We start from the raw sequence: 23,083 nt of genomic DNA on the forward strand, positions 1-23,083 counted from the left end.
ATTATATGAAACCTTGGTAAAATGAAATAGTAAGCGAAAAGGGGGACTTTTGTCTTGAATGCATTATACCAGCGATCCCCGAGATTAAGGCCGGCGCTCCGAGAGGAGAAGCTGGAGATTTTACGGCCTCCGGCTGAGCCGAGCAAGCCGTCTTTTTCTATTATATCTATACTTATTCCGTTAATGATGACGTTGGTGACTATAGGCTTTTACGTATATATGAGCAAAACAGGCAAGATGGGCAACAGTAACTATTTGATGTTCCAAATGGTCACTGTGGTCATGATGCTTACATCTTATACGATTCCTTTTTTTGTCTATCTAAATAATAAGAAGGAATACAAGCGCAAGCTGGAGGAACGGGACCGCATGTACCGGGAACAGCTCCAAAAGCATCGTGAAGAACTTGAAATGAAACGCGAGGAGCAAATTCGCACACTATATGAAATTCACGGTGACCCGCAAATATGCACTCAAATTGTCAAAAACCGCAACAGTTCACTTTGGGAACGATCACCGGAGGATGAGGACTTTTTGCAGGTGCGTATTGGAACTGGACAAGTTCCCTTTCATATAAAATTGCAAATTCCACGCCCAGACGGTTATGACCGAGATCCTTTGTTGGGAGCTGCGGATGAACTGGAAGAAGAATTTCGTCTGGTAGACGCTGCTTCCATTGCATTACCGCTGTTTCAATCCAAAGTGGTTGGATTGGTCGGCGATCGGGAACATACCCTTGCTGCGTTAAGAGTCATTTTGGCACAAGTGACGGTTCGTCACTCGCCAGATGAAGTGAAAATTGCTTCCTTCTATGACGAGCGAGAGGAAAGTGAATGGACCTGGATGCGCTGGCTTCCACATGTGTGGGATGATGACCGAATCCAGAGAATGATGTCAGACCGCAGTAGTAGTGCACATCAATTAGCAGATTTTCTGTTTGCCAGACTGAACCGCCGTAAAAATAATCGTAATGAGCGTCAAGGCAAAGGGATGGAAGTCCCTTGTTATGTCGTTGTTTTATCTGACACCCAGCTGATTGAGGAAGAACCGTTACTGCCGTTGTTATTGGAAGACGGCCGAACCATTGATGCGTGTACGATTGTGCTGGCTTCTCGTAAAGAGGCTTTGCCGATGCAGTGTCAGCTGATTGTGGAGGCTTCCAAAGAGCAGGGCGTATATGCCCGTAAATCAGAGTCGGCGGAGGTTGAACAGCAAAGTTTTAAACCGGATCGTTTGTCAAAAGAGGAAGCCGATGCATTAGCGCGGTACATGGCTCCTATTCGCTTGAAGCGTTCCTCTGCTTCTGATATTCCCGCTGTGCTGCCTCTGTTTGATATGATGAGCGTAGCAAGTGTGGAAGAACTGGATGTGGCAGATCGGTGGCGACGTAACCGCCATCCTGATACCTTACCTGTGCCAATGGGCGTGCGAGCAGGCGGCAAGAAGATTATGATTAACCTGCATGATAAGATAGAGCGTCAAGGGCATGGTCCCCATGGCTTGATCGCCGGTACAACGGGTTCAGGAAAGAGTGAGGTTATCCAGTCCATCGTAGCCTCGCTTGCTGCCGAGTTTCATCCGCATGATCTTGCTTTTATGCTGATCGATTACAAGGGTGGAGGCATGTCCAACACGTTCGTTAACTTGCCGCATGTTGTGGGTACGATCACGAACTTGGACAATAATTTGATTGAACGTGCCAAAATATCTCTTAAAGCAGAACTGGTTCGTCGGCAGAAGATATTGAACGATGCAGGCAATTTACAGCATATTGATGAATATTACAGACTACTCCGGCAGCGGCAGGAACAACCGCTGCCTCATCTGGTTATTATTATTGATGAATTTGCACAATTAAAGCGGGATCAGCCAGAGTTTATGGACGAGCTAATCAGTATTGCTGCGATTGGGCGGACACTAGGTGTCCATTTGATTTTGGCGACGCAAAAGCCCGCAGGTGTCGTGGATGACAAGATTTGGAGTAACTCCAGATTCCGCATCTGCTTACGGGTGCAAAGCGAAGGCGATAGCCGTGACATGTTGAAAATACCGAATGCCGCGTGGATTACGAAGCCGGGACGAGGATATTTCCAAGTGGGTAGTGACGAAGTATTTGAAGAGATGCAGTTTGCTTGGAGCGGTGCGCCGTATATAGGCAACAGCGATATTTCTTCTGCACTACCTGTACATGAAGTGAGACTGAACGGAAAACGTGAAGCGCTACTGACGGGCGGCGAACGGGCAAGCTCGGGCTTAAAAGGAGAAGAAGCCCCTAAACAGCTTCAAGTATTTATTGATTATATTGCGAATGAGGCTGCTAAGGCAGGGATCAAACGGCTTCAGGGACCGTGGCTTCCGCCGCTGCCTGAATTGCTGGATTTAACAAATTTGCCGGCATGCACCGAAATAGATAGTACATCATCACCTTTGGAGCTGAAGGCTCTTATTGGTCTAGTGGATGATTTGCCGAATCAGCGACAGGAGCCAATTTATGCATCGCTAGATCATGGTCATTGGGCTGTGTATGGCATGCCCGGCATGGGGAAAACAACCTTTTTGCATACGTTGCTGATGTCCACGGCTCAGCGATTTGCTGCGAATCATTGGAACGGTTATATCATTGACATGGGTCGAACGATGCGCGACTTTGGGGAACTTCCCCAAATCGGGGCTGTTATGATGGCTGAGGAGGATGACCGGATCAAGCGATTGTTCCGTTATCTGTTCAAGATGGTGGCCGTACGCAAGGAAATGCTTTCCGAGGCTGGAGTCAAAACAATAAGCTCTTATCGACGTTCTGCTGTCGAGGATATTCCGCAAATTGTCGTAGTTATTGATGGATATCTTAATTTCCGTAATGCTTATCCAGATGAAAATGAACTGCTGGAATCTCTTTTGCGAGAAGGGGGTAGTCTAGGCATCACGTTTATCATTACAGCGAACCGGATTACCGATGTGTTTGAGAAATTCCGCAGTAACATACCGAATGCTGTTTCTTTTGAAATGTCCGACCCGAGTGACTATTACTATGCGGTAGGGCGACCAGCCAAAACGCCAGGACCGTTAATTCCAGGTCGCGCTCTGGTTAAAGGGCATGTTCCTCCGCTGGAGTTCCAGACGGCACTGCCTTCACCAGGAGAAGATGAGGCGGAGCGATCAGCACGGCTACGCCGCAATATTGCTGGCATTGTGCAGGAATGGAAAGGCAAGCACGCACCAGCTATCCTACCATTACCTGAGCGGATTCCACTATCGGAGCTGCTTCAGCAGTGGGATCGGACGAGTGGACCATCGGGCGCACTACCTTACGAAGTACCTGTAGGCCTACAGAGTGACGATCTTGAGCCTTTTCTCCTGAATCTGAAAGAAGGGCCCAATTTTATTGTGGGTAGTCCAATGGAGGGTGGAAAAACCTCCTTTCTAATGAGCTGGATTATATCGCTGGCTTATTACACATCACCCGATCAATTGGAAGTCTATACGATCGATACACGCTATGGAGGCGGGGGACTATCTAGATTACGACATCTTCCTCATGTTAAGGCTGCTGCTGAAAGTGAGGAAGAAATGGGACCTCTGGTACAGCAAGTGTATGATATTGTTCAACAACGGAACAAGGAGGGGAATGATCCCGAATTGCTCCTGGTCATTGATGATGCGGATATGTTAAGCAAGCAACTGAATGATTTTATGATAAAGGATCAGCTCTCCGCCATTGTACGGTTGGGACGTGATCGCAATGTGCATGTCGTGCTCTCGGGTGTGCCATCTGATTTTCCTACCTTTGGTGTGGACTGGTTTAATGATGTCAAGGCAAGCCAAAGCGGTATGCTATTTGGAACACTAGATTCGAATGATCTATCGTTCTTTCGTATCCCTTATTCGGAGGCGAACGCCGCTACTGGTGGACTAAAAGTCCTGCCACCTGGGCAGGGGTACTACGTACGGCGCAAATTTACCAGGATAAAAGCGGCAATTCCCTTCTCAGAGCAAGTGAGCTGTGAGGATTGGATAACGAAAATTCGTGACCGATGGCATGTTGTAGTTTGAAGGGAGGTGGCTCATAATGTTAACGTTTCAAGCTTCCAAGCAGAAGTTAATAACCCTCAAGGCGAAGGAACTGTTTTTTCTGGCAGGCGTATTGGGTTCTGACCGACTGCTTGGGGTGGAAGATCCGTTTAAGGGCTATCTAGCAGAGGAGTTGGCGGAAGAGTGGGAGCAAGTAAAAGCTACTCTTTTGGAAAAGGGTTATCTAAAGCGGGTAGATAAGGGCAAAGAGCTAGCAATGCCTCCTACTGTTTTTTCAAGAGTCGCTATCGCGGGATTATCCAACAGGGCTTGCCGTATACGCTATGTGCGGGGAGGTAAGCAATTTGAAGGCTATCTCCATTGCACGAACGAGCGTGTAGTGGAACTCGTGAAATCCGCTGATGAACCCGATGAGTATCGATTGTACGATCTGGGTAATGTGGAAAAGGCTTGCGAGACATTGATTGATAAAATGGGTTGGGTAGATCGACTTGTGCCTGAATCCCCCGCACTAATGTTCTCCAAGCAGGCGTTTAATAAAATTTACGAGCAATCGGCAGGGGAAAGTGTGTCTTTGATCAGCAGTAAACTGACCGAGGCTAGCGGAGATGCAGAGGGGTCTGCAAGACTGGCTCAGTCTTTGAGTTCCCGTGTAGCTGAGGGAGAACTGCAATTGCTGGTTTGGAACGGCAGGGAGTGGGAATCACAACGGGCAGCCTTTGTCCTGTGTCCTGCAATGAACTGGATATTTCGGATGAGCTCTAGTGGTAACGGGGACTGGCTGATTGCAGCTATGGCTTCAAGAGATCAGTTTGTGGATTTATTATTAAATTGGTTGAAACAGTCGGCAGTGAATGAAGAAGTGACAGAAGAAGGGTGATGGATATGCGCATTCGAGTTGAACCGGATGTGCTTCGGGGGCTTAGCGGGCAGCTACAGCATGCGGCGGAGCAAATTCAACAGTTAACAGCAGGTTTGGAGCAGGCGTTACAATCGCTGGATTGGGATGTATCTGCACGCGAGGCGATCTTGAATCATTGGATGCAGGCCAAGCGGATGTCAGAACAGATCCATGCTTACCTCCATACATCAGGTACACAACTGAACCGAAAGGCAGAGCAGTTTCAGTCTGTTGACCACAACTATCAAACGATACTGTCATTTGCCAGCCAACCATTGGGACGACCCGTCACGATGCTCGATTGGTCGAATCAGCAATCACCGTCTATTCTGCCTGGGCAAGCTTCGGAAGGAAGCAGCCTGATTTCTAACCCGCAGTCTGTCGTACATGCCATTTCTGGTGTACAGTCTTCGGATGTAGAAACGTTGCATCAGGATATTCTGATGCAGGCGTCTTCTAGCAGTCCGCAGGATTGGTATTTTACTGATCCGTCTACAGTAAGAGATCAGCCTGTCGCTTAGTTGGGATCGCGTTCCGGGACAATCTGGATCGATTGCAAAATTACTTGAGCTCGTTCCACAATTCCCGGCTTTATGGGACTTATTAGGTGTTTTTTTTGTTAATATTATACTGTTAGGTGCTGTTTTATAGTTAAAAAGTGGGATTGTTACAATTAGGTCCTTTGCCTTTTGTAGGGAATTAAATAGCCATAGTACAATTTGAACCAGATAAACAAAAACATTATTTATCATCAAGGAGGACTCAAAAAATGGCAGGACGCATTTTAATTACCCCAGAACAGGTTGATCAGGTGGCTAACCAATTTAAACAAAGTGGTGAGCAAAGCCAGCAGATCGTTTCCAGTTTGACACAGTCCATCTCAGGTATGGAAGGTCAATGGGAAGGTATGACTAAACAACGCTTCTTCCAAGAGTTTCAGGAAGCTAGCAAACAAATGCAAGCTTTCGTAACGACTTTGAACAGCATCAGTCAAGAATTGACAGCTATCGCTAACAAATTCCGCACGGTTGACCAAACGAAATAAGTTGTCTTGCCTGATAGGCATTAACTTATCATATACCACTCTATTAAGAAGCAATATGTGAGCCATTCCTCACGGTTTGGCACAGGATGTTCAGGAAAAACCGGGCGATCTTCGGATACCCGGTTTTCTTGCCATCCATAGATGTATATAATAAGGTGAGGAAAACTAGCATACTGAATGATGTAAGGAGAGGGATGTTTCATGTCTTTTCAACCGAATCCGGGAGACGAATTGATCATAAACGGCACAGCTTATGTGGTTGGACGACATCCCGCTGCACCCGGTTTAGCCTATGCTCAAGCAGGGCGTCAGGGAATTGTATACCAGCTAAATGCCAAAAACGGAGCGCCACATGAGGCAAAAGCCCTTAAGGTGTTTTTTCCGAAGTTCCGCATCCCGGCTATGGTTTATCAATCTGAGCATATGGAAGCATACGGGGATATTCCCGGTTTGCAGGTATGCAAGCGTGATGTGCTCACTCCAGAAAGAAACGGAAGTCTGATTGCCGAGCAGCCTGATTTGCTGTATGCGGTACTGATGCCATGGGTTCACGGTATGACATGGTTCGATTGTCTCACAGATCAGCGTCAGCTTGAGGCTTCCGATAGTCTGGCTTTAGCCAGAGCATTGGCAGGGATCGGTTCAGCTATGGAGCAAAAAGGATTGGCGCACTGTGATTTATCGGCGCCGAATGTGATGCTTCCGTTTTTTTCTGAAGTGGAACTGCCTGAAGGCACGTCAGCTGTGGAATTGGTGGACGTGGAACAAATGTATAGTACTAAAATGGATCGTCCAGACGCTCTATTGGCAGGTTCGCCAGGGTATGCCGCCCATCGTACCGTCCACAGCGGGTTGTGGAGTGCGTATGCAGACCGTTTTGCAGGGGCAATCATTATAGGAGAAATGTTAGGCTGGTCTGACCGTGTAGTAGTCGACAAAGCGTGGGGCGAAAGTTATTTTGATCAGCATGAAATGCAGACGCCTTGCGAACGTTATTTTATTTTACGAAAATCGCTGGAATCTCGTTGGGGCAGCAAGGTGGTAGAATTGTTCAGCCGTGCTTGGGATAGTCAGGATTTAAGCAGTTGCCCTACTTTTGGCGAATGGCTGGTTGTACTTAATGCGGTTACTGAGCAGGAAATTTCAGTTGAGGCTATAGAACCGGAACCTGCTGCGACAGAAACAATAGAATCGGCAGCGGTGGGTGGCCTTTCCAGTGAAGCTGCATCCTCTTTGTCAGCGCCTGCACCGCTCAAGACTGAACAGGCTGCACTGCTAAATCAGGCCGCCCTGGAGCAAGGAGAGCGTGGGGTAACGGACAAGCTGTTCCGACAGGCACGTGATTTGGAGCAGCAAAACAAACCTGCTGCAGCGCTGGAAGTATACCGGTCGTTGTATCATTTTGTAGAAGACGGCAGTCCTTTGCATGTGGAGGTGTCAGCTGCGATCACAGGACTAGAGGAGCAGTTGAATCCCATGACGCCAGAGCAACCTGAAAAAACAAAAGCCTGGTATCGCTCCAAAGCGTTTATCGTGACAACTGCGGCCGCAGTCGTTCTATTGGCAGCTGGAATCCCAGCCGTGAATATTCTTGCAGATCAGTCCAATCAGCGGCAAATCGAGGCAGCCAAGCAGGAAGAGGCAGCGAAGGCTGCAAAGGCGGCCGAGGAAAAGCTGGCAGCCGAGCAGAAAGCGGCTCAAAAATTGCTGACGGAGAAACAACGACAGGAAGCGGAACAGCAGACCAAACAACAGGCACTTGCTGCTCAAAAGCAACAGGAAGAGCAGAAGAAACAGCAAGCCCTTATCGCTCAACAGGTTAAATATGAAGCTTATCTCGCTCAAAAGGAACAAAATAAGCAGGCGGCTGCCAAGTTGGCGAAGCAAAAAGCGTATGATCAACAGGCAAAGTATGAAAAATACTTGGCTTTGAAAAAAGAGCAGGAAGCTCGTGCCGCCCAGGAAGAGGCAGCTCGTAAGGCAGCAGCCGAGGCGGAACAAAAGCAAAAAGAGTCCATGCATGCACGAAACAAGGAGAACGTTCTTCAGCTTATTTCCCTGTACAACAAGGCGTATGCCTCTCAGGAAGGTGGCAGCGCTGCGAAGGCAAAGAGCTTTGCGAAGCGTTTTAGAACACTATATGATAGTAATCCTTCTTATTATCGTTCGGTAGGTGAAGTAGGATATCGGGCCTCCTCTATTTATAATTTTTTAGGAGATACGAATTTTAGACTGCCTAAAATTTAATATTTCATATGTTTATATATAGGCGGAATGATAGATACGAAACAGATGGAGATAGAAGGTAACTGAGGGGAGCATGTACAAACCATGAATTATACAATACAGGCTTCACAACGCACTCCCGCCCTGATCATTTACCTGATTGACATCAGCGCGTCGATGAACATGCTGATGGAGGGGCGGCGGCGTATTGACGTTGTATATGAAGCTATATCGTTGGCGATCCGGCAGATGGTTTTTCGATCAACCAAAGGAAATCGGCTGACAGCGCGCTATCGGATTGCGATTTTGGCTTATAGTGACGATGTGTATGACCTGCTGAATGGTGTCAAGGGAATTGATGAAATCGCGGCCATTGGTTCGTTGCCCGATTTGACACCCAAACGGTTTTCAGATTCAGCAAAGGCCTTCTTGCAAGCTGAGCGTATTTTGCAAGCGGAATTACCAGGGATGCAGGACTGTCCTGCACCTTTGGTCTGTCATATGACAGATGGAGTTTCCACAGGTGATGATCCCGAACCGATTGCGAAGCGTATTATGAGCATGAGCGTACCGGACGGTAATGTACTGGTGGAAAATATATTTTTATCCGACAGGTTGCTGGAAACGCCTATTCAGGACCCCCGTCGCTGGAAAGGTCTGACACATAATACGCCGTTGCAGGATGAACATGCTGTGAAATTGCGTGATATGTCTTCTGTGCTGCCTGAAAGCTATCGGGAAATGCTATTTGAGGCAGATTATCAGTTAGGTGAAGGAGCCATTATGATGCTGCCCGGAACCTGTGCGGAGCTGGTGTCCATTGGGTTTCAAATGTCGGCCGCAACGCCTGTACGGTAAGGAGGTAAAAGCATGAATCCACCGCTGTCCCTGCTCCCCGCGAGCAAAAAAAAGGGAATGAATGCAAGGCTGACTCAGCAATTTGCTTACATAAGCTCTCAGACAGGCGATCAGCCTTTATCATCTCATCACAGTCGTTTTATGTGTCGTTATGGCTATGGAAGGTCTGCCGAATCTGCCAGTATGGGAGAAAGCGGACAGGATTTCGCCGCAGTACGTATTCATAAATCCGTCTGTTGTTTTGTCTTGTGTGATGGTGTCGGGCTCAGTTACCGAGGAGATTTTGCGGCCCGCTATCTGGGTTCTTCTTTACTGGATTGGATGGAACGGGGACAAGATCTGTCTGCTGATCAATTGAGAGTGTACCTTGAACGTTTGGCAGGTACAGCGGCAGAGGAACTGGATCGGCAGCCTTTGGATCACGAATCAGGCCTAATGCGTTCGGTATTGGAAGATAAACGTCGTCAAGGTAGCCAGTCCATGTATATTTGCGGTAAAATCGAACTGCCGAAGCGTGGCAGCCGTGGCCGTCTCCGACTTGCCTGGCAAGGGGATTCACGTTTGCGACTATGGAACGGTGCCGAAGAAATCAGCGAGCTGTTCGATCATACCTTCTCTACAGCGGAGCGTTGGTCCACAAGTCGTGGGCCGATTGGAGGGAAGCCTCATTGGTATGAAAGAAGCATATCCGCAGATATGCCGATGAGATTACAGGTATATACGGACGGTTTATCCGATTTGGACCCCATTCGCGAGCCTGTCCCTGATGAGCAGATACAGGTATTGCTGGATGCATCCCACACCGGGGGACTTGATGATGATGCTGCATTTATTGAGCTGCAGTGGTAAATGAATAAGCAAAAGGACGTTATACAACCATGGATATGGATGTATACGTCCTTTTTTTGATGAATACATAGAACATTACGATTCGTTAAGATATTTATAGAATGTAACGAGGAGGAGAAGGAAAGACGCGCTAATGCGCGTAATATTCGTACTTTTCTTAAATATCGCAAAGGAATAGCAAAAAATGCGCAAAAATGGTGATTATAAAGTATATCCTTTTGGGTAATCTTGTGATTATACAGATTACTGAAAGGGAGCGATACATATGAGCTACACATATGCAGGAGGCGCACGCTTTGAAGGAAAAACGGCTCTGATCACGGGGGCTGGTTCTGGCATTGGCAAGGCAACGGCCATTCAAATGGCTAGAGAAGGAGCGAATGTCGCTCTTTTTGACGTAAGTAATGAGCGTATTTTGGAGACAGAAAGAGAAATTAATGCTATACGTGAAGGGTCAGCGCGGGCATTTGACGTGGACATTGCCGATCCGGTGCGTGTGGAAAAAGCAGTTCTGGAAGCGGCTGAATTATTTGGCGGTCTGCATATCATTTTTGCTAATGCGGGGATTAACGGGGTCGTCGGACCGATCGAGGATCTGAGCATTGAGGATTGGCGGCAAACATTGTCCACGAATCTGGACGGTACCTTCCTGACGGTGAAGTATACAATTCCACATTTGAAAAAGAACGGTGGCGGCAGCATTATTATTACCAGTTCCATTAATGGAAATCAGCGCTTTACCAGCTTTGGGATGTCAGCCTACAGCACATCGAAGGCGGGTCAAACTGGTTTTGCTAAAATGGCTGCACTGGAGCTGGCTAAGTTTCGTATTCGTGTCAATGTCATCTATCCGGGTGCCATTTCGACGAATATTGATGAAACCACGGAGAAGTCGGAAGGGTTAAAGCAAATTACCATCCCCGTCAAGTTTCCTGAAGGAGGGCAACCGTTGGCAGAGGGACCGGGTCAACCCGAGCAGGTAGCTGATTTGGTAACATTTTTGGCCTCAGATCATTCGCGTCACATTACTGGCGCACAAATTGTCATTGACGGGGCAGAGTCGTTATTGTTTTAGAAATAGAGCATTGTCTGGGACAGAGAAATGTTTTGTGGTATCCTGAGTGTATGTCTTGGTTACGGTGCAAATGTGAAGCTCACATAAAAACCCTGGATCTTTCGCACCTCGAAATTTGTCGAAATGGTTTTAAATTAGCTTTCTTCGTTAGAAGTCAATAGTCGATTCAAGCTTTTTTGGCATCGTTTTTTTCGGAAATGCATGGAATTGATATCATTAGGGTATTAATTCCTTCATTTTCGCTGTCGTCGCACTCTATATGAGTGCGTGGATTGAAATTGACCCGGCATATCAGGCTGCTTTGCGCGAGGCACGTCGCACTCTATATGAGTGCGTGGATTGCGAATTTGTTGGCTGGTAAAAGGTTTGGTTTAGAACAAGTCGTGGTTCAGTACAGTCAGCATTTTTATTTTATAAACGAAGATTTGCACGAGGAGGATTATATGAATAAAAATGATGATCGTCATGATAACACCCCAGAATAAAGAAGGCAGTCGAAAATATAGACATACTCTTGATAAACTTTCTAATACATAAATAATCAGTCAAGTAAAACGCCGTTCGGAACGGAGAAAGCAATCACTATTTATCAAGTTTGTCCCTAATTGACAATGGAGTAGGTTGGGGTATTTTTATGAACGTAAGGAATTTGAAACTCACAAATCTAATATTTAATAGTAAAGCTGATCCTTTCTAGGATCAGCTTTACTATTGACCCATTCCACTCTACAAGTAAAAGTACTTTTTTACTTGTGAGTCTTTAGCGTTCTGCCCTTAAAGAGAATATACGACAGTTCATGTTTGATAATTTTATTATTCTCTATTGTTTTCACATAATCTATGTCATCTTCGCGAGTTACAATTTCATCCTTATCTATACTGGGCCTTTTACGATTTCTATTTTCCCCGGCCGTGCTATTGTCAGAAAAAATAAAAGTGGTATTTAAATCTTCAATGCCCTCACTAATCTTTTTCCCTGTCATATTCTTAGCTGTAATGGCCAGATGAATTTTTTCTCCCATGGTCAATTTGTACGATAACAACTGGAATGCATTTTCATTATCCACTTGTTCTCTAAAATGATCCAAATCTTCTACATTCTCCATCAAAGGTGTCTTCATTAATTCTTTCCCAGAGAGGGAATACAGTTTATTTTGCTGATCCCATTCCTGGTGTATGTCTAAGTGCTTAGTAAGTACCCCTAAAGGGACAAACATCGCATTTTTATAAAGCACAGGGACGGTATCCATCACGGACGAGCTCGAGTCGGTAACAATCTCAGTGGAGTTCATTTTAAACTCAACCTTGTGTGTTCCAAACTTAATTGTAGCCGTATTAGAAGTTGGGTTAAACGTAGTCTGTCCTCCCAACAAATCATTTATGGATCTCAAAGGTACCATATAGCGATTATTCTGATCAATATAAGGTGCTTTGGGGGCTGTGAACAAGACATAGTAATTGTTAATCTTCAAAAATGGAGTGTTTGGAGTTATACTCTGAGCTGACATTTTTCCTATATAGGGTAGAGAAAAACAAAGAAACAATGCACCTATAAGCATAATTCTGAACAACATCTTTCCCATAAAAATATCCTCCTTAAAAGAGAGGGGCTAGCAGCCCCTCACGGAATTCAATCTAAAAATATATTATCTGTTTCCTCTCCTCCATGTACGTAATCCACTACAACTTTACTCCGTGGCATAGAACAATAATCATAGGTTTGACTGTTTCGCCAAGGAATATTATCTTCTGAATCTTTACCAATGTAGGATGTAGCCCAACGAACTCTTCTAATGTATGATCCGTCATTATAGTCTTGTCGATCTTGTAGTCAGAAGGGACATAAAATTTCATTTGTACTTCTTGATCAGGCTCAAAGCGTGGCTTAAAAGTATAAGGCTCTTTTACACTTTCAATGAGCATGAAAGGAGCCCAGTCATTATATTCTGTACTATGCTGCAAACCAACATCAACCGCCAGCCTGGAAGAAATAAGGGACGTTATTGATCTCTATTTCATTGACCCTAGTGGAGTACAACCTAAGCAGAAAGTCCTCTCTATCCTGCGGTAGCATCTCGCAGAGGCTGACCAGAAGATCGGTGGGTTACAGCAATTCCGCGCTGATTTACAGGCCAACATCGAACGCTTCGAGCGCTGGTTCAAGGTAAGAGAGTAGCATTAATTTTTTCCTAGTTGCTCAGGGCGCACAGCTGGCGTCCCGGCCGGTTGAGACAGTAATGAGCAGGGGAATTGTTGCAACCATTTTATGGGATGATGCATCTGTCGAAAGCGTCGTCATGAACGAAGGCTTCTTAGAGAAGCTTGGAACAGGTGGTGTTCACATCTCGATGACAAGTGGACTCGCCCGTTCCTATGTCAAGTCTATTGTCGACCTTTTGAGCATTGAGCAGAGACAAGACTAACATCAAAATCCGGTGCGCGTTCACGAGATAATACCCGCTTTATTAAGCAATTCCAGTCTACAGATGTTAAGAAATTCATAGTACGGGGACAACCTGTTCAAAACCTGAGAAAAGACTAAGCTAACGGAGAACGTTAGTTTAACTTCGAAGAGGCTGCGCCACACGGTAGCCCCAACTTATTTTTTATCCGAAAAAATCATGTTAAACGCCAAGATTCACTGGTCTATTCAGTTAATTCTCCGATGCTCCTGACGGATGTGTCGGAGGAAAAGAACATATTACGTATCGGGTTCGCGGATTTCGCGGATTTTTGTTTTTATCGTGATACATGTTCTTTCCCAAGACATGAATCGGTACCCGAAAAGGACAAGAACTTATAATCTTATCCCATCCCTTTTTGCCTACTGGCGCCTCCTGATAGAAGCAATAGACTTGAACATCCGTTGAGGCTGTTAATTTTGCGGGATGGGAACGACCTCCTTGCGCACCTCGTCCGGCTGCGTCACGGTTAGCTTTCCAGACGAGTCGGTCACGGAACCGCCGACTGTATGCTCGAAGCCGATCCGGGTGACCTTCCCGTCCAGTCCGATCAGGCCGCTTTCCTCGGTGCTGGAATCTCCGGCAATGCCTCTGCTATAGAATACCAGCGGCTTGTCGATTTTCGGCGTCGGACCCGTACGGTCCTTCAGCTTTTCCTCCAGCAGCAGTTGAAAGCTATCTCCAATGCTTCCGTCAAAATGGGCCTGCCATGTCGCGACAAGGAAATCGTCCTTGTATTCGTAATAGGTCGCCGTCTCATTGCCCTCGATGGTGAAGAAGCGGAGTGCCTCTCCTTCGGGAAAGAGGAAGGCGGTGCTGTAATCCTCGGATTCGTGGAGCGTCCGCAGTGGCGTATGCTCGTAATGGGTTCCAGAGAACATCGCTTCCATGACCAGATTCCTGCTTGCGGCCAGATCGCCGGTATAGAGCGCGTCCCGCTGCTTATCGGAGAGTGGCGACTCGATGGCGACAGTGTTGTTTTTCCATTCCACCTTGTAGCCGTACTGCTCGGAGACGAAGCGCAGAGGCACGTAGACGCGATTATGGACGGCCTTCGCTGGCACGTCGAGTGAAATCGGACCCGACGAGGACGAGTTATTCCCAAACGTCTCGGTCGCGGCCGTCTTCTTCCCGACGGTCAGCTTAATCGTCTGCGACCATTTTCGGACGACCACGGTGTCCGTTTTCGCATCCCAATCGACGGCGGCGCCCAGTGCTTCGGAGACAGCTCGGATCGGCACGAGCACCCGTCCCTGATCGTAGATGGGGGGACTGTCGGTCGCGATCGGCTTGCTCCTCACCGTAATGCCAATATCCACGGTGGCGAATGCGGTTGTACCGACGGATAATGCACCGATGACGGCGAATGTGCATAGAAGCTTTTTCATAGTATCCACTCCTGTTCTCATGACGGCAGCGTTCTTTCCGAATGCATACCAGCAATCTTTATTCGTATGTTAGACGCGGGTGAACTTGAAAAAGTTTCCATCCATAGATTGGCTGACCACAGACTCATGGATCAGCTGCCTTGTTGCGCTAAACATTCCTGTAGAGCTTATTCTCTATATAAAAAAGACCACTTCAAGGTTGAAGTGGTCTGGTGTTCTGATCCCATTTACTCTGCAAGTGACTCAATCAATTTTGGAAAAGAGCCTCCAGCTCCTTTAGTAATTTTTCAGTTCTAAAATTGGTTGCGGCCATGTCCATTACACTCAAACAGATTTATATACAAAATTATAGCCAACTTAATATTTGGTGCTGATAGTGTGTACATACAATAAAGTTGTGTACTAAATTCCATAATTTTAAATTTATTCATTAGAAAAAATAGTACTCATCCTGCGTTACTCCACAAATGCGCCCGATTGTGGTATAAGGGATGACTCTAGGTATTGCATTTACATCGTTAAGCACAAAAATAAGATTTTAAAAACAGGAGTATTATTGATTGTTTCCAAACTGGATTTTACTTTTCCATTACGAATTGCACTTTCAATTGTCTTACGTAACCCTGATAAAATAAATTAAATATTTTGAAATAACAAAAAGTAAACACCCTATAAATCCTTATAAAAATCTTTAAAAATGCATATTTTACACTAAAAAATTTGCTTAAAATGAAACCGTACTACAAATCTTTGTTATTGACTAACAGGCTACTTCATCGATTCTAAAGCAATTGTTAGCAAAGAAGGAGAAGACATTATGAACAAAATAGTTGGAAAAGTTGCTGTTATTACTGGAGCAGGTGGCGGATTAGGTAAATATATTGCACTTCGTTTTGCAGAAGAAGCTGCTAAACTGGCATTATGTGATATCAATGCAGAAGGGCTTAACGAAACTACTGAATTATGTAAAAGCAAAGGTGCAGATGTATTTGCAAAAGCATTTGATGCTACTGATCTTAAACAGTCAACAGCATTTATTTCGGATACGGTTGCACAATATCAAACTGTAGATATTTTAGTAAATTTAGCGATGGCGATTGAGCCACCTCATTCGTTCTTAGATCATACGCGGGAGACTCTAGAACGAAGCTACCAGACGGGTCTTGTTACAACATGGGACTTTATGAAACTTTGCTATCCATACCTGAAAGAAAATGGTGGTAAAATCATTAACTTTGGCTCTGGAAGTGGGAATGAAGGACAAGAAGGCTATGCAGCATATGCAGCGATTAAAGAAGCAATTCGTGGTCTTTCGAGAGTAGCTGCGCGTGAATGGGGACCTGACAATATTAATGTAAATGTCGTAAACCCAGGTGCCATTACAGATGCGATTCAAGCATATTTAGACCAAATGCCTGAAGGTCAACGAGATCCACTTTATTTAGGTTTCTCACAAACTGCTATAAGAAGATTTGGCACGCCTTACGAGGATATTGCACCTGTCGTACTGTTTTTAGCGAGTGAAGACTCTAGACACATTACGGGACAAACAATCAATGTAGATGGCGGTGTCATTATTAACGCTTAATACCTTAAATGAAATAGATGGTGCATATTGCGATCTATGCTATTAATAGGTATGGGTTAATGGAGAGATAGACGCATCTAATAAGAAAAAACTGCTAATCTGCAATGGATTAGCAGTTTTTTTCGTGAACAATCAATTAATGATTGAGTGTATTTTTTCGGTACTGATTTGGTGTTACACCCGTAAATTTTTTAAATAGGCTTGAAAAGTGGCTTTGGTTATTGAAATGAAGCAACATACAAATGTCGGCTACAGAATAGTCCGTTTGGATCAATAATTTTTGTGCTTCTTTTATTTTTCTTCTTGGATATATTTTCCGATAGGTTTGTTTGTTTCTTTTTTAAAGAGCTGCGATAAATAAACTGGATTTAAATGGACGAGGTCTGCTAAATCCTTTATCGAAATTTGTTCAAATATATGATTGAATATATAGTTTTTACAAGTATTCACAGCCTTAGAATGTGCACTTTCCCTATTTTCATTCATACGGTCAACTAATGAAAATAATAAGTTATCACCAATTAATAAAACTTTTTGTAGGTCAAACGTTTCTTCAACTTTTTGAATGCTAATATCGCTCATTGTATAGGCAATTTCAGGATAAAGACCGCCTTCAATAGCTGCCCTCGTCGCAAGTGCAATATAAATGATGATTTGATTTTTAATGTTACGAAGGTGGCTTTTTTTCGAAAGTTGACTCAATCCCTCCATTTCAATTGATTCTAAATGCTGTAACAGCTTTTCCTTCTTGCCTTCTTTCACATATTGCCATATTTTCTGCTCAGTTTTATGGTCTAAATGAAAAGACGTTTCCAGACGAAGATGCCGTATTGCTTGTTCAATATGAGTGGGTTCAATTTCGTTAAAATTCATTAATTGAGATCTCACTATTTCTTCATCCATAGGCTCTTGGTAGATTAAAAAATACGTGAGTGAACAAAGCGATACAATTTGTTTTTGGTTTAACAGCTCTAATTGACTGTAATAATGGCATAACTCTTGCTGATAACTAGAGGATATTTGATGATCATGCATAATACCATTTACGGTGTTCTCGGTAACCTCAAAGGAAGTGAAAGGTCCGATTATTATCGTTTCTGTGGAAGATGAATGAAATACAATGAGCGTTTCTAGATAGTTTGTTATTCTAATCAAAGGAACGTTTTGTTGATCGCCAGGTTGAATGAGCCTGTTTATAAATGTTTCTATTGAATCAAAAAGAGGATGTCTTAGCTGTTTTCCACTTCTAGTAATACGATGACTTTTATTCTTGAAAATAAAAAGAGAAATATTGTATGTGTCATAGATCAATTGAGAGATATATTCTAAGTTTTGTTTCACCATTATTGCCACTCCTAAATTGATTAAGTAACCTGTCAGTCAATAACTAAGATTTATAGTATAACCTCATTATTGCTATAGACCATGAGTTTCTATGATTGACGTTGAAGTACCCATAACATCGATCACTTTTTCTTTTGGAGATCCTAGAGTAAAAAAAAATGGTGTTTTCTTCTGTAACCCTCTACGGACAATAAAGTAGAGTTCTTGGTCTCACAAAATCATCATTTTCATTCGAGCATATACAATAATATTGAGTTTTGAATTAATTATCAATTACCCTTATTGCTCTAAAAGAGTTCTTATGATGTAACCTACCGTCGGGTCTCTTTAATTTTGAGAACACAACTTTATTGTATTTTTTTCAGTTAGAACTCAACTTTATTGTTCAGAACTCATCTTTATTGGGTTTGATCAGATAGCTCCTGCAAAGGCCTAATTCCTTGAGCTCACCGTGCAGTCTGACGGAAGAACAACATGTCTTCCACGCTTTCATGCCGCTGCTCGCCTTCTTACAATCCATAGGCTCCCAACCGAAAACATAAAAAACCGAACCTTTTTTCCATCGAGCGACAATATAGGGTGTAAGCTGCTTACTCAGGAGGGCCCTCTGAATGCAAAGTGAATCTATGTACCACGTGCTCACAAAAATGATCGAAGGAGATCAGCAGGCGTTTCATACGTTGTATGATGCCACCTACAAGGATGTCTACCGGACCGTCTCTTTTCTGGTGGATCATCCGCAGGATCGCGAAGATATTATGAATGAGATCTACATGCAAATGTGGACCTCGCTTCCCAACTACGATCCGAATCGTCCTTTCCACTTCTGGCTGCACGGCTTGGTCATCCGACAAGTGCAAAGATTCCGGGTGAAAAGCTGGAGGAGATTCCGAATTTTCGAACGCATCCGTGTCTTTTCTCGGGAAGAGTATCATTGGGATCAGCCCACGTTGAGGATGGATGGGACAGACCCCGAGATATCGAGGGCCATGCACAAGCTGACCGATAAACAGCGAACGGTGATCATCCTCCGCTTTTATCACGATTATACGCTGGAGGAGATTGCGACATTACTCGATATTCCGCTGGGTACAGTCAAGTCCAGATATCATGCCGGCCTGCAGTCGCTTCGAAAACAATTGGGAAATCTCCCGTTGGAAAGGATGGAAAAGAACAATGCCTATTGAAAGTCAAATCAGCGAGTACCTGCACCAAGAGGCAGAGACCATGGAATGTCCCCCGGCTGTTTCCAAACGAATCGAACAATCCTATTCTCAATACGTACAACGGCAAAGGAGCAAAAAAACGATGAAAAAACGATTGATCGGCGGCATTGTTGCTGCAGTAATTATGATTCCAACCGCGGCATTCGCGGCCCCTCCCCTGATTGAAATGATTACGAGGACACCGATGACAGCCCAACAAGTCAAGATGGATGCGGTTGGCCAAGCAGCGCTTGAAAAGTTGTATCGCTCTTATCCGGAAACCAAGTCGTTTGAAATTATCGACGCCAGCCAGATTGGAGGAGACCCCACGAATACAAGTCAGGGGAAAGCCATTCAAACAAGCATCGTGCTGCAGGAAAAGGGAGCTCACGGCAAAAAGGTCCGACTTGATTTGAACGGTATCACGGGTGAAATCGAACAAGTGAACCAAGAGAATTGGGAGCCTCAGGAGAAGCCGGTCATCTCCTTAACCGATCAAGAAATCAAATCGAAAGTAGATGACCTCATTAACAAACTGTACGGCAGCTCCAGTAAGTACGAATGTAACATGGAGCCGATGCAGAACCCGGACCAAAAAACATTTATATTGAACTACACCGAAAAGGGATCAACAACGCCGTTTTATCAGGCATTCGTTCAAGGGAATACGATCAGCGTTTCTCTGATCGGAGGCGGCCCTGCTCCATCCGTGGAAGGCTTTTTCATGACTAAAGGCAAGCCTGACTATACTGCGGATGCCTTTTTAAACGATGAAGAGCTCTTTTCTTTACTTCACATGAGTCCAGCAGACTTGAAACAAGAATTGGCAAAGGGGGCATCTGTCGTCGAGATCGCAGCATCTAAAAAGATTTCCAAACAACAAGTCATGGACATAATCGCAAGTACGCAGGCAAAAAAACAAATCCAAGCCGATCCGCATGGTGGAGCTACTGATGACGATCGTACGCTGGCACTATTGAAACGGATTCTGGAACCCAAAGTATTGAAAGTGATTGAACACAAAACGGAAACGCCTTGGTAGGAAGAAAATACAGGCGCCAGAAATGGCGCCTGTATTTTATTTTTTAGATATTCTTACATTGCATTCGAAATGCAATAATGGCTTCTTTACAGTCAAAAAATAGGGCATGGGTTGGTTGTTTATGGTCATCATTGATACAGAAGGGAAAGTTCATTTTGAGTCAATTTGAAGACGAAGAAATGCCGGCAGAATAGGCAAAAATCCGACTGCCGAGTGATTGGGACAACGTGCTGAAGCTTTTGGAGAAGTAAACGTCCATGAGCCGCCGAAGGATAAGGCCGAAAACGGCCGTTTTTGCGATCGTGGGAGGGGCAGACATGTGCACAAAATGTTGGGTTTTATACATATGCCAGCTAAAACAATATGCGATAACGCTGTAGTGTGTGAATGAAAATGAGTCCATGAGATCCGGACTCATTTTAGAGTGTGTTCATTTTTTTACGCACTTTTTTATTAAATGTACAGCCAAGAAGCCTAGTGCTACTATACCTGCGCTTAAAAAGCAAACTAATAAACCATTTAGTTCTACCTTTCCATTAAGTATATATATAGTCAATATTCCAGTAAAAAATCCAACGACCAAGATTGTTGCGATATTCTTCAAAATTGAAAACTCCTTCTAAAAAAAGTGTGCCAATAGTGATATATATGTACTCTATGTATTGTTGTTACAATTATATCATATTATTAGGTGGTAGGTGGTAAAATGAGGGATTTGTATCAGCCTGGATGGCATCCGTTATGCTAATGCTTGTTATCAGCAGTACAGTAGCAACGCCAAATGAAGTACAGGGAGAATTCGCAATATCCGGAGGAACCTTTACCGGTATTTTTTCGTTTTTGGGTATACCAGGTTGGGGAGTAAGCACTGTAAAAGGTGCTACCATTGTTTATGCGGATAATAGCAGAGGGGGTTACTTTGATGTATTTTGGGCTGTGGACCCTGCTAGCCAGGCAGTAAACTTCGTCACAGCTAAAGTGTATGGGGGCTTGATACTGTTAAGTAAAACGCGATAAACGAAACATGGGTGCGAAATATCCCCTCATTATCACATAATCAGTTAAAAACGTTGATATACCAAGGGAAGCTGGTACATAACTTTTCTGATGAGATCAGGGAGCGACGGACAGGATAATCAACTGAATACATATAAATGAATGTTAAAGAACGATAAAAATCGCTCTTTTTTACGTGATTATGTATTCTACTATGTTACTGATTGATTATCTTCTTTTGAAAAATCTATCGTATATCACTAAAGCGACGACTATGGTAAACACCTGGATTAGAAACTGTGGTACGAAGATCAAAAATCCCATGTAAATTCCTCCCTGAAAAAAATATACGAGATTATAATTGTTGAAAAATCAAGTTGTCATGGGGAAGGTGAAACTTCCTAAATTACGCATTTAACAAAAAAAAGTGCTATATACTCAATTCCGGTATATTCGCTATTGATTAATTGAATACGTTGGAAAAACTATCAAGTTGCCTGTATAATTAACATGGATATTCCGAAAAATATAAAAAAAATAGTTGTAAATTACAAAAAAAGATTAGTAACTATTTGCATACAAAAATTATACATCAATAGAATAAAAATTAAAGGATGGAGGGAATTACAAATGTAGAAAACATGGTTTACTATGCTTGCTACACTTACAATGGTTGCTGCTTTAGGTGCTTCTGTATCCGCCGCTTCGGTTCCTGCCGCTAGCAAATAACTAAAGATCAGGCGACTCCTTCTGTCGAAGTTCTGCCAGTAGGAACTGGAAGTAACGAAAAAGCGGTAGATAAAATTGGTATTGTAGATAATATGAATAAACCAGTTATAGAAACAACGAGTGATGCTAAAGTCGAAATATTAGATCCAGCAACAGATAAGACGTCTGCTCTTGATCCTAAGAAAATAAGCACTTCAAGCAGCTTAGGGTTATTCAGCATTACGTACCCAACCTCGTTCTGGAACATTAACAGCCAAGGTACTTATATTGCTGAATTTTCAGGTGTAAGAGACACTATTTATACTCACTACTATTTCCCTACAAACAGCTCAGGAGAAATAAAAATTAGAGGAGCTGTGAATGGAGGATTACCCACATTCGGGAAGCTATACCATTACTGCATATGAATTAGGCAGTAATAACGCTGTGTCCAGTTCCACTTTTAAAACAGGTGAGCGCATTTTTGTACGCATTTACAATTTAAATAAAAATAAAAATTATTTCTTTGGTGTTCATATAACAGTGCTAATACCATAAGCGGGGCCTTATCCATCGACCACAGCTAATTGTATAAACGATAAAACACGGGTCCAACAAAAAGGAACCTGTGTTTTTCTTTATGTTACGCAGGCAATGTGTAAGGTTGGATAATAGAAAACTTCGGAAAATGGTGCTGTACATTTTCCAAATCTTTTCTACATAAATGAATTATTATGGAGATGCTAAATGGCTTTTCTAGAAGATAGTTCTAAAAAAGAAGAAATTCAAGAACGCTATGAGCAATTATGGAGTGAACTTTTAGTTAGAGATGAGGAAGAAGCAGAACATGTTATAAAGAAATTAGAATATGAGTTGTTGCCTACCCGTCAGAGAATCCTAAGACGATGCGGGGAAATCCTGTCTCCATTAAAAAAACGTTTTATCTGGATTATCCTTTTTAGTGTGATTGGGTTCTTCCTTTTAGCTTACGTATTATTTATATATGTATCTTTGTGGGTTGAAGATTATTAAGGACGTTTCTGTGAAACCGGAAGAGTCTTTTTTTATGAGCCTGTTGAAACCCTAAATGCTGGTTTTAACCAGCCGGGATATCTGTAAAAAATAGACTCGCTGATCGGCAAGTAAGGGAGCGAGCAGGACAAGAGTGGGGGAAACAGGCTCATGCTACTGGCTCTAAGGGGGCAAGAGCGGCCACCTAAGAGCCAGTACGCACCGCTGGGCCGCTACTCACGCCGATAACTAGAGCGCCTACGCCGGGAGAAAGCGTCCGGCCAAGGCGCTCTACTTTCCTGGCGCTCGCTTAACGCAACCCACGGAGCGAATGAAGGACCTTGAAAAGGGATTAG

The 23,083-nt window shown here is 43.9% G+C and carries 21 protein-coding genes; 16 read left to right on the top strand and 5 right to left on the bottom strand.

What is annotated here, in order from left to right; all coding sequences use genetic code 11:
• Positions 1–54: 54 nt before the first annotated feature.
• The 9 genes from essC (at position 55) to NSS94_RS10800 (ending at position 11,468) form a co-directional block, all read left to right on the top strand.
• The gene (gene essC / locus NSS94_RS10760; protein WP_340955248.1) at positions 55–4,050 is read left to right on the top strand and encodes a type VII secretion protein EssC; all 3,996 of its coding nucleotides are present in this window, start codon (positions 55–57) and stop codon (positions 4,048–4,050) included.
• 16 nt (positions 4,051–4,066) lie between these two features.
• Positions 4,067–4,909, top strand: coding sequence for a hypothetical protein (locus tag NSS94_RS10765; RefSeq protein ID WP_029517063.1), 843 nt, complete (start codon positions 4,067–4,069; stop codon positions 4,907–4,909).
• A 5-nt stretch (positions 4,910–4,914) separates the two neighbouring features.
• Positions 4,915–5,451: a WXG100 family type VII secretion target gene (locus NSS94_RS10770; RefSeq protein ID WP_029517064.1), complete on the top strand. Its 537-nt coding sequence runs from the start codon at positions 4,915–4,917 to the stop codon at positions 5,449–5,451.
• 248 nt (positions 5,452–5,699) lie between these two features.
• On the top strand, positions 5,700–5,975 hold the full coding sequence (locus tag NSS94_RS10775) for a WXG100 family type VII secretion target (protein WP_013309990.1): 276 nt from the start codon (positions 5,700–5,702) through the stop codon (positions 5,973–5,975).
• 201 nt (positions 5,976–6,176) lie between these two features.
• On the top strand, positions 6,177–8,222 hold the full coding sequence (locus NSS94_RS10780; RefSeq protein ID WP_341039262.1) for a hypothetical protein: 2,046 nt from the start codon (positions 6,177–6,179) through the stop codon (positions 8,220–8,222).
• 84 nt (positions 8,223–8,306) lie between these two features.
• The gene (locus NSS94_RS10785) at positions 8,307–9,059 is read left to right on the top strand and encodes a vWA domain-containing protein (RefSeq protein WP_013309992.1); all 753 of its coding nucleotides are present in this window, start codon (positions 8,307–8,309) and stop codon (positions 9,057–9,059) included.
• 12 nt (positions 9,060–9,071) lie between these two features.
• Positions 9,072–9,908, top strand: coding sequence for a hypothetical protein (locus NSS94_RS10790; RefSeq protein WP_069011423.1), 837 nt, complete (start codon positions 9,072–9,074; stop codon positions 9,906–9,908).
• A gap of 265 nt (positions 9,909–10,173) precedes the next feature.
• Positions 10,174–10,983 (top strand): SDR family oxidoreductase, encoded by an 810-nt coding sequence (locus tag NSS94_RS10795; protein ID WP_341039263.1) that lies wholly within the window; start codon positions 10,174–10,176, stop codon positions 10,981–10,983.
• Positions 10,984–11,309: 326 nt separating this feature from the next.
• Positions 11,310–11,468 (top strand): hypothetical protein, encoded by a 159-nt coding sequence (locus NSS94_RS10800; RefSeq protein ID WP_161626997.1) that lies wholly within the window; start codon positions 11,310–11,312, stop codon positions 11,466–11,468.
• Positions 11,469–11,729: 261 nt separating this feature from the next.
• On the opposite strand, the gene NSS94_RS10805 is transcribed toward NSS94_RS10800, so the two are convergent.
• The gene (locus NSS94_RS10805; RefSeq protein ID WP_069011424.1) at positions 11,730–12,566 is read right to left on the bottom strand and encodes a copper amine oxidase N-terminal domain-containing protein; all 837 of its coding nucleotides are present in this window, start codon (positions 12,564–12,566) and stop codon (positions 11,730–11,732) included.
• A 594-nt stretch (positions 12,567–13,160) separates the two neighbouring features.
• Between NSS94_RS10805 and NSS94_RS10810 the strand changes: the two genes are divergently transcribed.
• On the top strand, positions 13,161–13,406 hold the full coding sequence (locus NSS94_RS10810; protein ID WP_341011428.1) for an NAD(P)-binding domain-containing protein: 246 nt from the start codon (positions 13,161–13,163) through the stop codon (positions 13,404–13,406).
• A gap of 452 nt (positions 13,407–13,858) precedes the next feature.
• On the opposite strand, the gene NSS94_RS10815 is transcribed toward NSS94_RS10810, so the two are convergent.
• The gene (locus NSS94_RS10815; protein ID WP_029517069.1) at positions 13,859–14,833 is read right to left on the bottom strand and encodes a stalk domain-containing protein; all 975 of its coding nucleotides are present in this window, start codon (positions 14,831–14,833) and stop codon (positions 13,859–13,861) included.
• Positions 14,834–15,650: 817 nt separating this feature from the next.
• On the opposite strand from NSS94_RS10815, the gene NSS94_RS10820 reads away from it, so the two are divergent.
• The gene (locus tag NSS94_RS10820; RefSeq protein WP_341039264.1) at positions 15,651–16,421 is read left to right on the top strand and encodes an SDR family NAD(P)-dependent oxidoreductase; all 771 of its coding nucleotides are present in this window, start codon (positions 15,651–15,653) and stop codon (positions 16,419–16,421) included.
• Between the two features lie 136 nt (positions 16,422–16,557).
• Here NSS94_RS10820 and NSS94_RS10825 read toward each other — a convergent pair whose 3' ends face one another.
• Both NSS94_RS10825 and NSS94_RS10830 read right to left on the bottom strand, forming a co-directional pair.
• Positions 16,558–16,695 (bottom strand): helix-turn-helix domain-containing protein, encoded by a 138-nt coding sequence (locus NSS94_RS10825; protein ID WP_239645186.1) that lies wholly within the window; start codon positions 16,693–16,695, stop codon positions 16,558–16,560.
• Between the two features lie 17 nt (positions 16,696–16,712).
• Entirely contained in the window at positions 16,713–17,765 is a 1,053-nt protein-coding gene (locus tag NSS94_RS10830; RefSeq protein ID WP_341039265.1) for an AraC family transcriptional regulator, read from the bottom strand.
• Between the two features lie 611 nt (positions 17,766–18,376).
• Here NSS94_RS10830 and NSS94_RS10835 point away from each other — a divergent pair.
• On the top strand, positions 18,377–18,952 hold the full coding sequence (locus NSS94_RS10835; RefSeq protein WP_341039267.1) for a sigma-70 family RNA polymerase sigma factor: 576 nt from the start codon (positions 18,377–18,379) through the stop codon (positions 18,950–18,952).
• Positions 18,942–20,012 carry a hypothetical protein gene (locus NSS94_RS10840; RefSeq protein WP_341039268.1) on the top strand — a complete coding sequence of 357 codons (1,071 nt, stop codon included), beginning with the start codon at positions 18,942–18,944 and terminating at the stop codon, positions 20,010–20,012. The genes NSS94_RS10835 and NSS94_RS10840 overlap by 11 nt, the downstream gene beginning before the upstream one ends.
• A 430-nt stretch (positions 20,013–20,442) precedes the next feature.
• Here NSS94_RS10840 and NSS94_RS10845 read toward each other — a convergent pair whose 3' ends face one another.
• Entirely contained in the window at positions 20,443–20,616 is a 174-nt protein-coding gene (locus tag NSS94_RS10845) for a hypothetical protein (protein ID WP_176715717.1), read from the bottom strand.
• 137 nt (positions 20,617–20,753) lie between these two features.
• Between NSS94_RS10845 and NSS94_RS10850 the strand changes: the two genes are divergently transcribed.
• From NSS94_RS10850 to NSS94_RS10860, 3 genes are all read left to right on the top strand, one after another.
• Positions 20,754–21,029 carry a hypothetical protein gene (locus NSS94_RS10850; protein WP_176715718.1) on the top strand — a complete coding sequence of 92 codons (276 nt, stop codon included), beginning with the start codon at positions 20,754–20,756 and terminating at the stop codon, positions 21,027–21,029.
• Positions 21,030–21,829: 800 nt separating this feature from the next.
• The gene (locus NSS94_RS10855) at positions 21,830–22,144 is read left to right on the top strand and encodes a hypothetical protein (protein ID WP_340955261.1); all 315 of its coding nucleotides are present in this window, start codon (positions 21,830–21,832) and stop codon (positions 22,142–22,144) included.
• A gap of 319 nt (positions 22,145–22,463) precedes the next feature.
• Positions 22,464–22,748: a hypothetical protein gene (locus tag NSS94_RS10860; protein WP_029517074.1), complete on the top strand. Its 285-nt coding sequence runs from the start codon at positions 22,464–22,466 to the stop codon at positions 22,746–22,748.
• Positions 22,749–23,083 lie beyond the last annotated feature (335 nt).

It is taken from the genome of Paenibacillus sp. FSL L8-0644 (assembly GCF_038008165.1).
Lineage (GTDB): Bacteria > Bacillota > Bacilli > Paenibacillales > Paenibacillaceae > Paenibacillus > Paenibacillus polymyxa_D.

What these genes read in the sequence shown, in the direction of transcription:
- NSS94_RS10805 (WP_069011424.1), bottom strand. Translation starts at nt 12,566, where the DNA reads ATGGGAAAGATGTTGTTCAGAATTATGCTTATAGGTGCATTGTTTCTT.
- NSS94_RS10770 (WP_029517064.1), top strand. Translation starts at nt 4,915, where the DNA reads ATGCGCATTCGAGTTGAACCGGATGTGCTTCGGGGGCTTAGCGGGCAG.
- NSS94_RS10815 (WP_029517069.1), bottom strand. Translation starts at nt 14,833, where the DNA reads ATGAAAAAGCTTCTATGCACATTCGCCGTCATCGGTGCATTATCCGTC.
- NSS94_RS10795 (WP_341039263.1), top strand. Translation starts at nt 10,174, where the DNA reads ATGAGCTACACATATGCAGGAGGCGCACGCTTTGAAGGAAAAACGGCT.
- NSS94_RS10780 (WP_341039262.1), top strand. Translation starts at nt 6,177, where the DNA reads ATGTCTTTTCAACCGAATCCGGGAGACGAATTGATCATAAACGGCACA.
- NSS94_RS10765 (WP_029517063.1), top strand. Translation starts at nt 4,067, where the DNA reads ATGTTAACGTTTCAAGCTTCCAAGCAGAAGTTAATAACCCTCAAGGCG.
- NSS94_RS10790 (WP_069011423.1), top strand. Translation starts at nt 9,072, where the DNA reads ATGAATCCACCGCTGTCCCTGCTCCCCGCGAGCAAAAAAAAGGGAATG.
- NSS94_RS10830 (WP_341039265.1), bottom strand. Translation starts at nt 17,765, where the DNA reads ATGGTGAAACAAAACTTAGAATATATCTCTCAATTGATCTATGACACA.
- NSS94_RS10785 (WP_013309992.1), top strand. Translation starts at nt 8,307, where the DNA reads ATGAATTATACAATACAGGCTTCACAACGCACTCCCGCCCTGATCATT.
- NSS94_RS10850 (WP_176715718.1), top strand. Translation starts at nt 20,754, where the DNA reads ATGCTAATGCTTGTTATCAGCAGTACAGTAGCAACGCCAAATGAAGTA.
- NSS94_RS10855 (WP_340955261.1), top strand. Translation starts at nt 21,830, where the DNA reads ATGAATAAACCAGTTATAGAAACAACGAGTGATGCTAAAGTCGAAATA.
- NSS94_RS10840 (WP_341039268.1), top strand. Translation starts at nt 18,942, where the DNA reads ATGCCTATTGAAAGTCAAATCAGCGAGTACCTGCACCAAGAGGCAGAG.
- NSS94_RS10775 (WP_013309990.1), top strand. Translation starts at nt 5,700, where the DNA reads ATGGCAGGACGCATTTTAATTACCCCAGAACAGGTTGATCAGGTGGCT.
- NSS94_RS10820 (WP_341039264.1), top strand. Translation starts at nt 15,651, where the DNA reads ATGAACAAAATAGTTGGAAAAGTTGCTGTTATTACTGGAGCAGGTGGC.
- NSS94_RS10860 (WP_029517074.1), top strand. Translation starts at nt 22,464, where the DNA reads ATGGCTTTTCTAGAAGATAGTTCTAAAAAAGAAGAAATTCAAGAACGC.
- NSS94_RS10835 (WP_341039267.1), top strand. Translation starts at nt 18,377, where the DNA reads ATGCAAAGTGAATCTATGTACCACGTGCTCACAAAAATGATCGAAGGA.
- NSS94_RS10800 (WP_161626997.1), top strand. Translation starts at nt 11,310, where the DNA reads ATGAGTGCGTGGATTGCGAATTTGTTGGCTGGTAAAAGGTTTGGTTTA.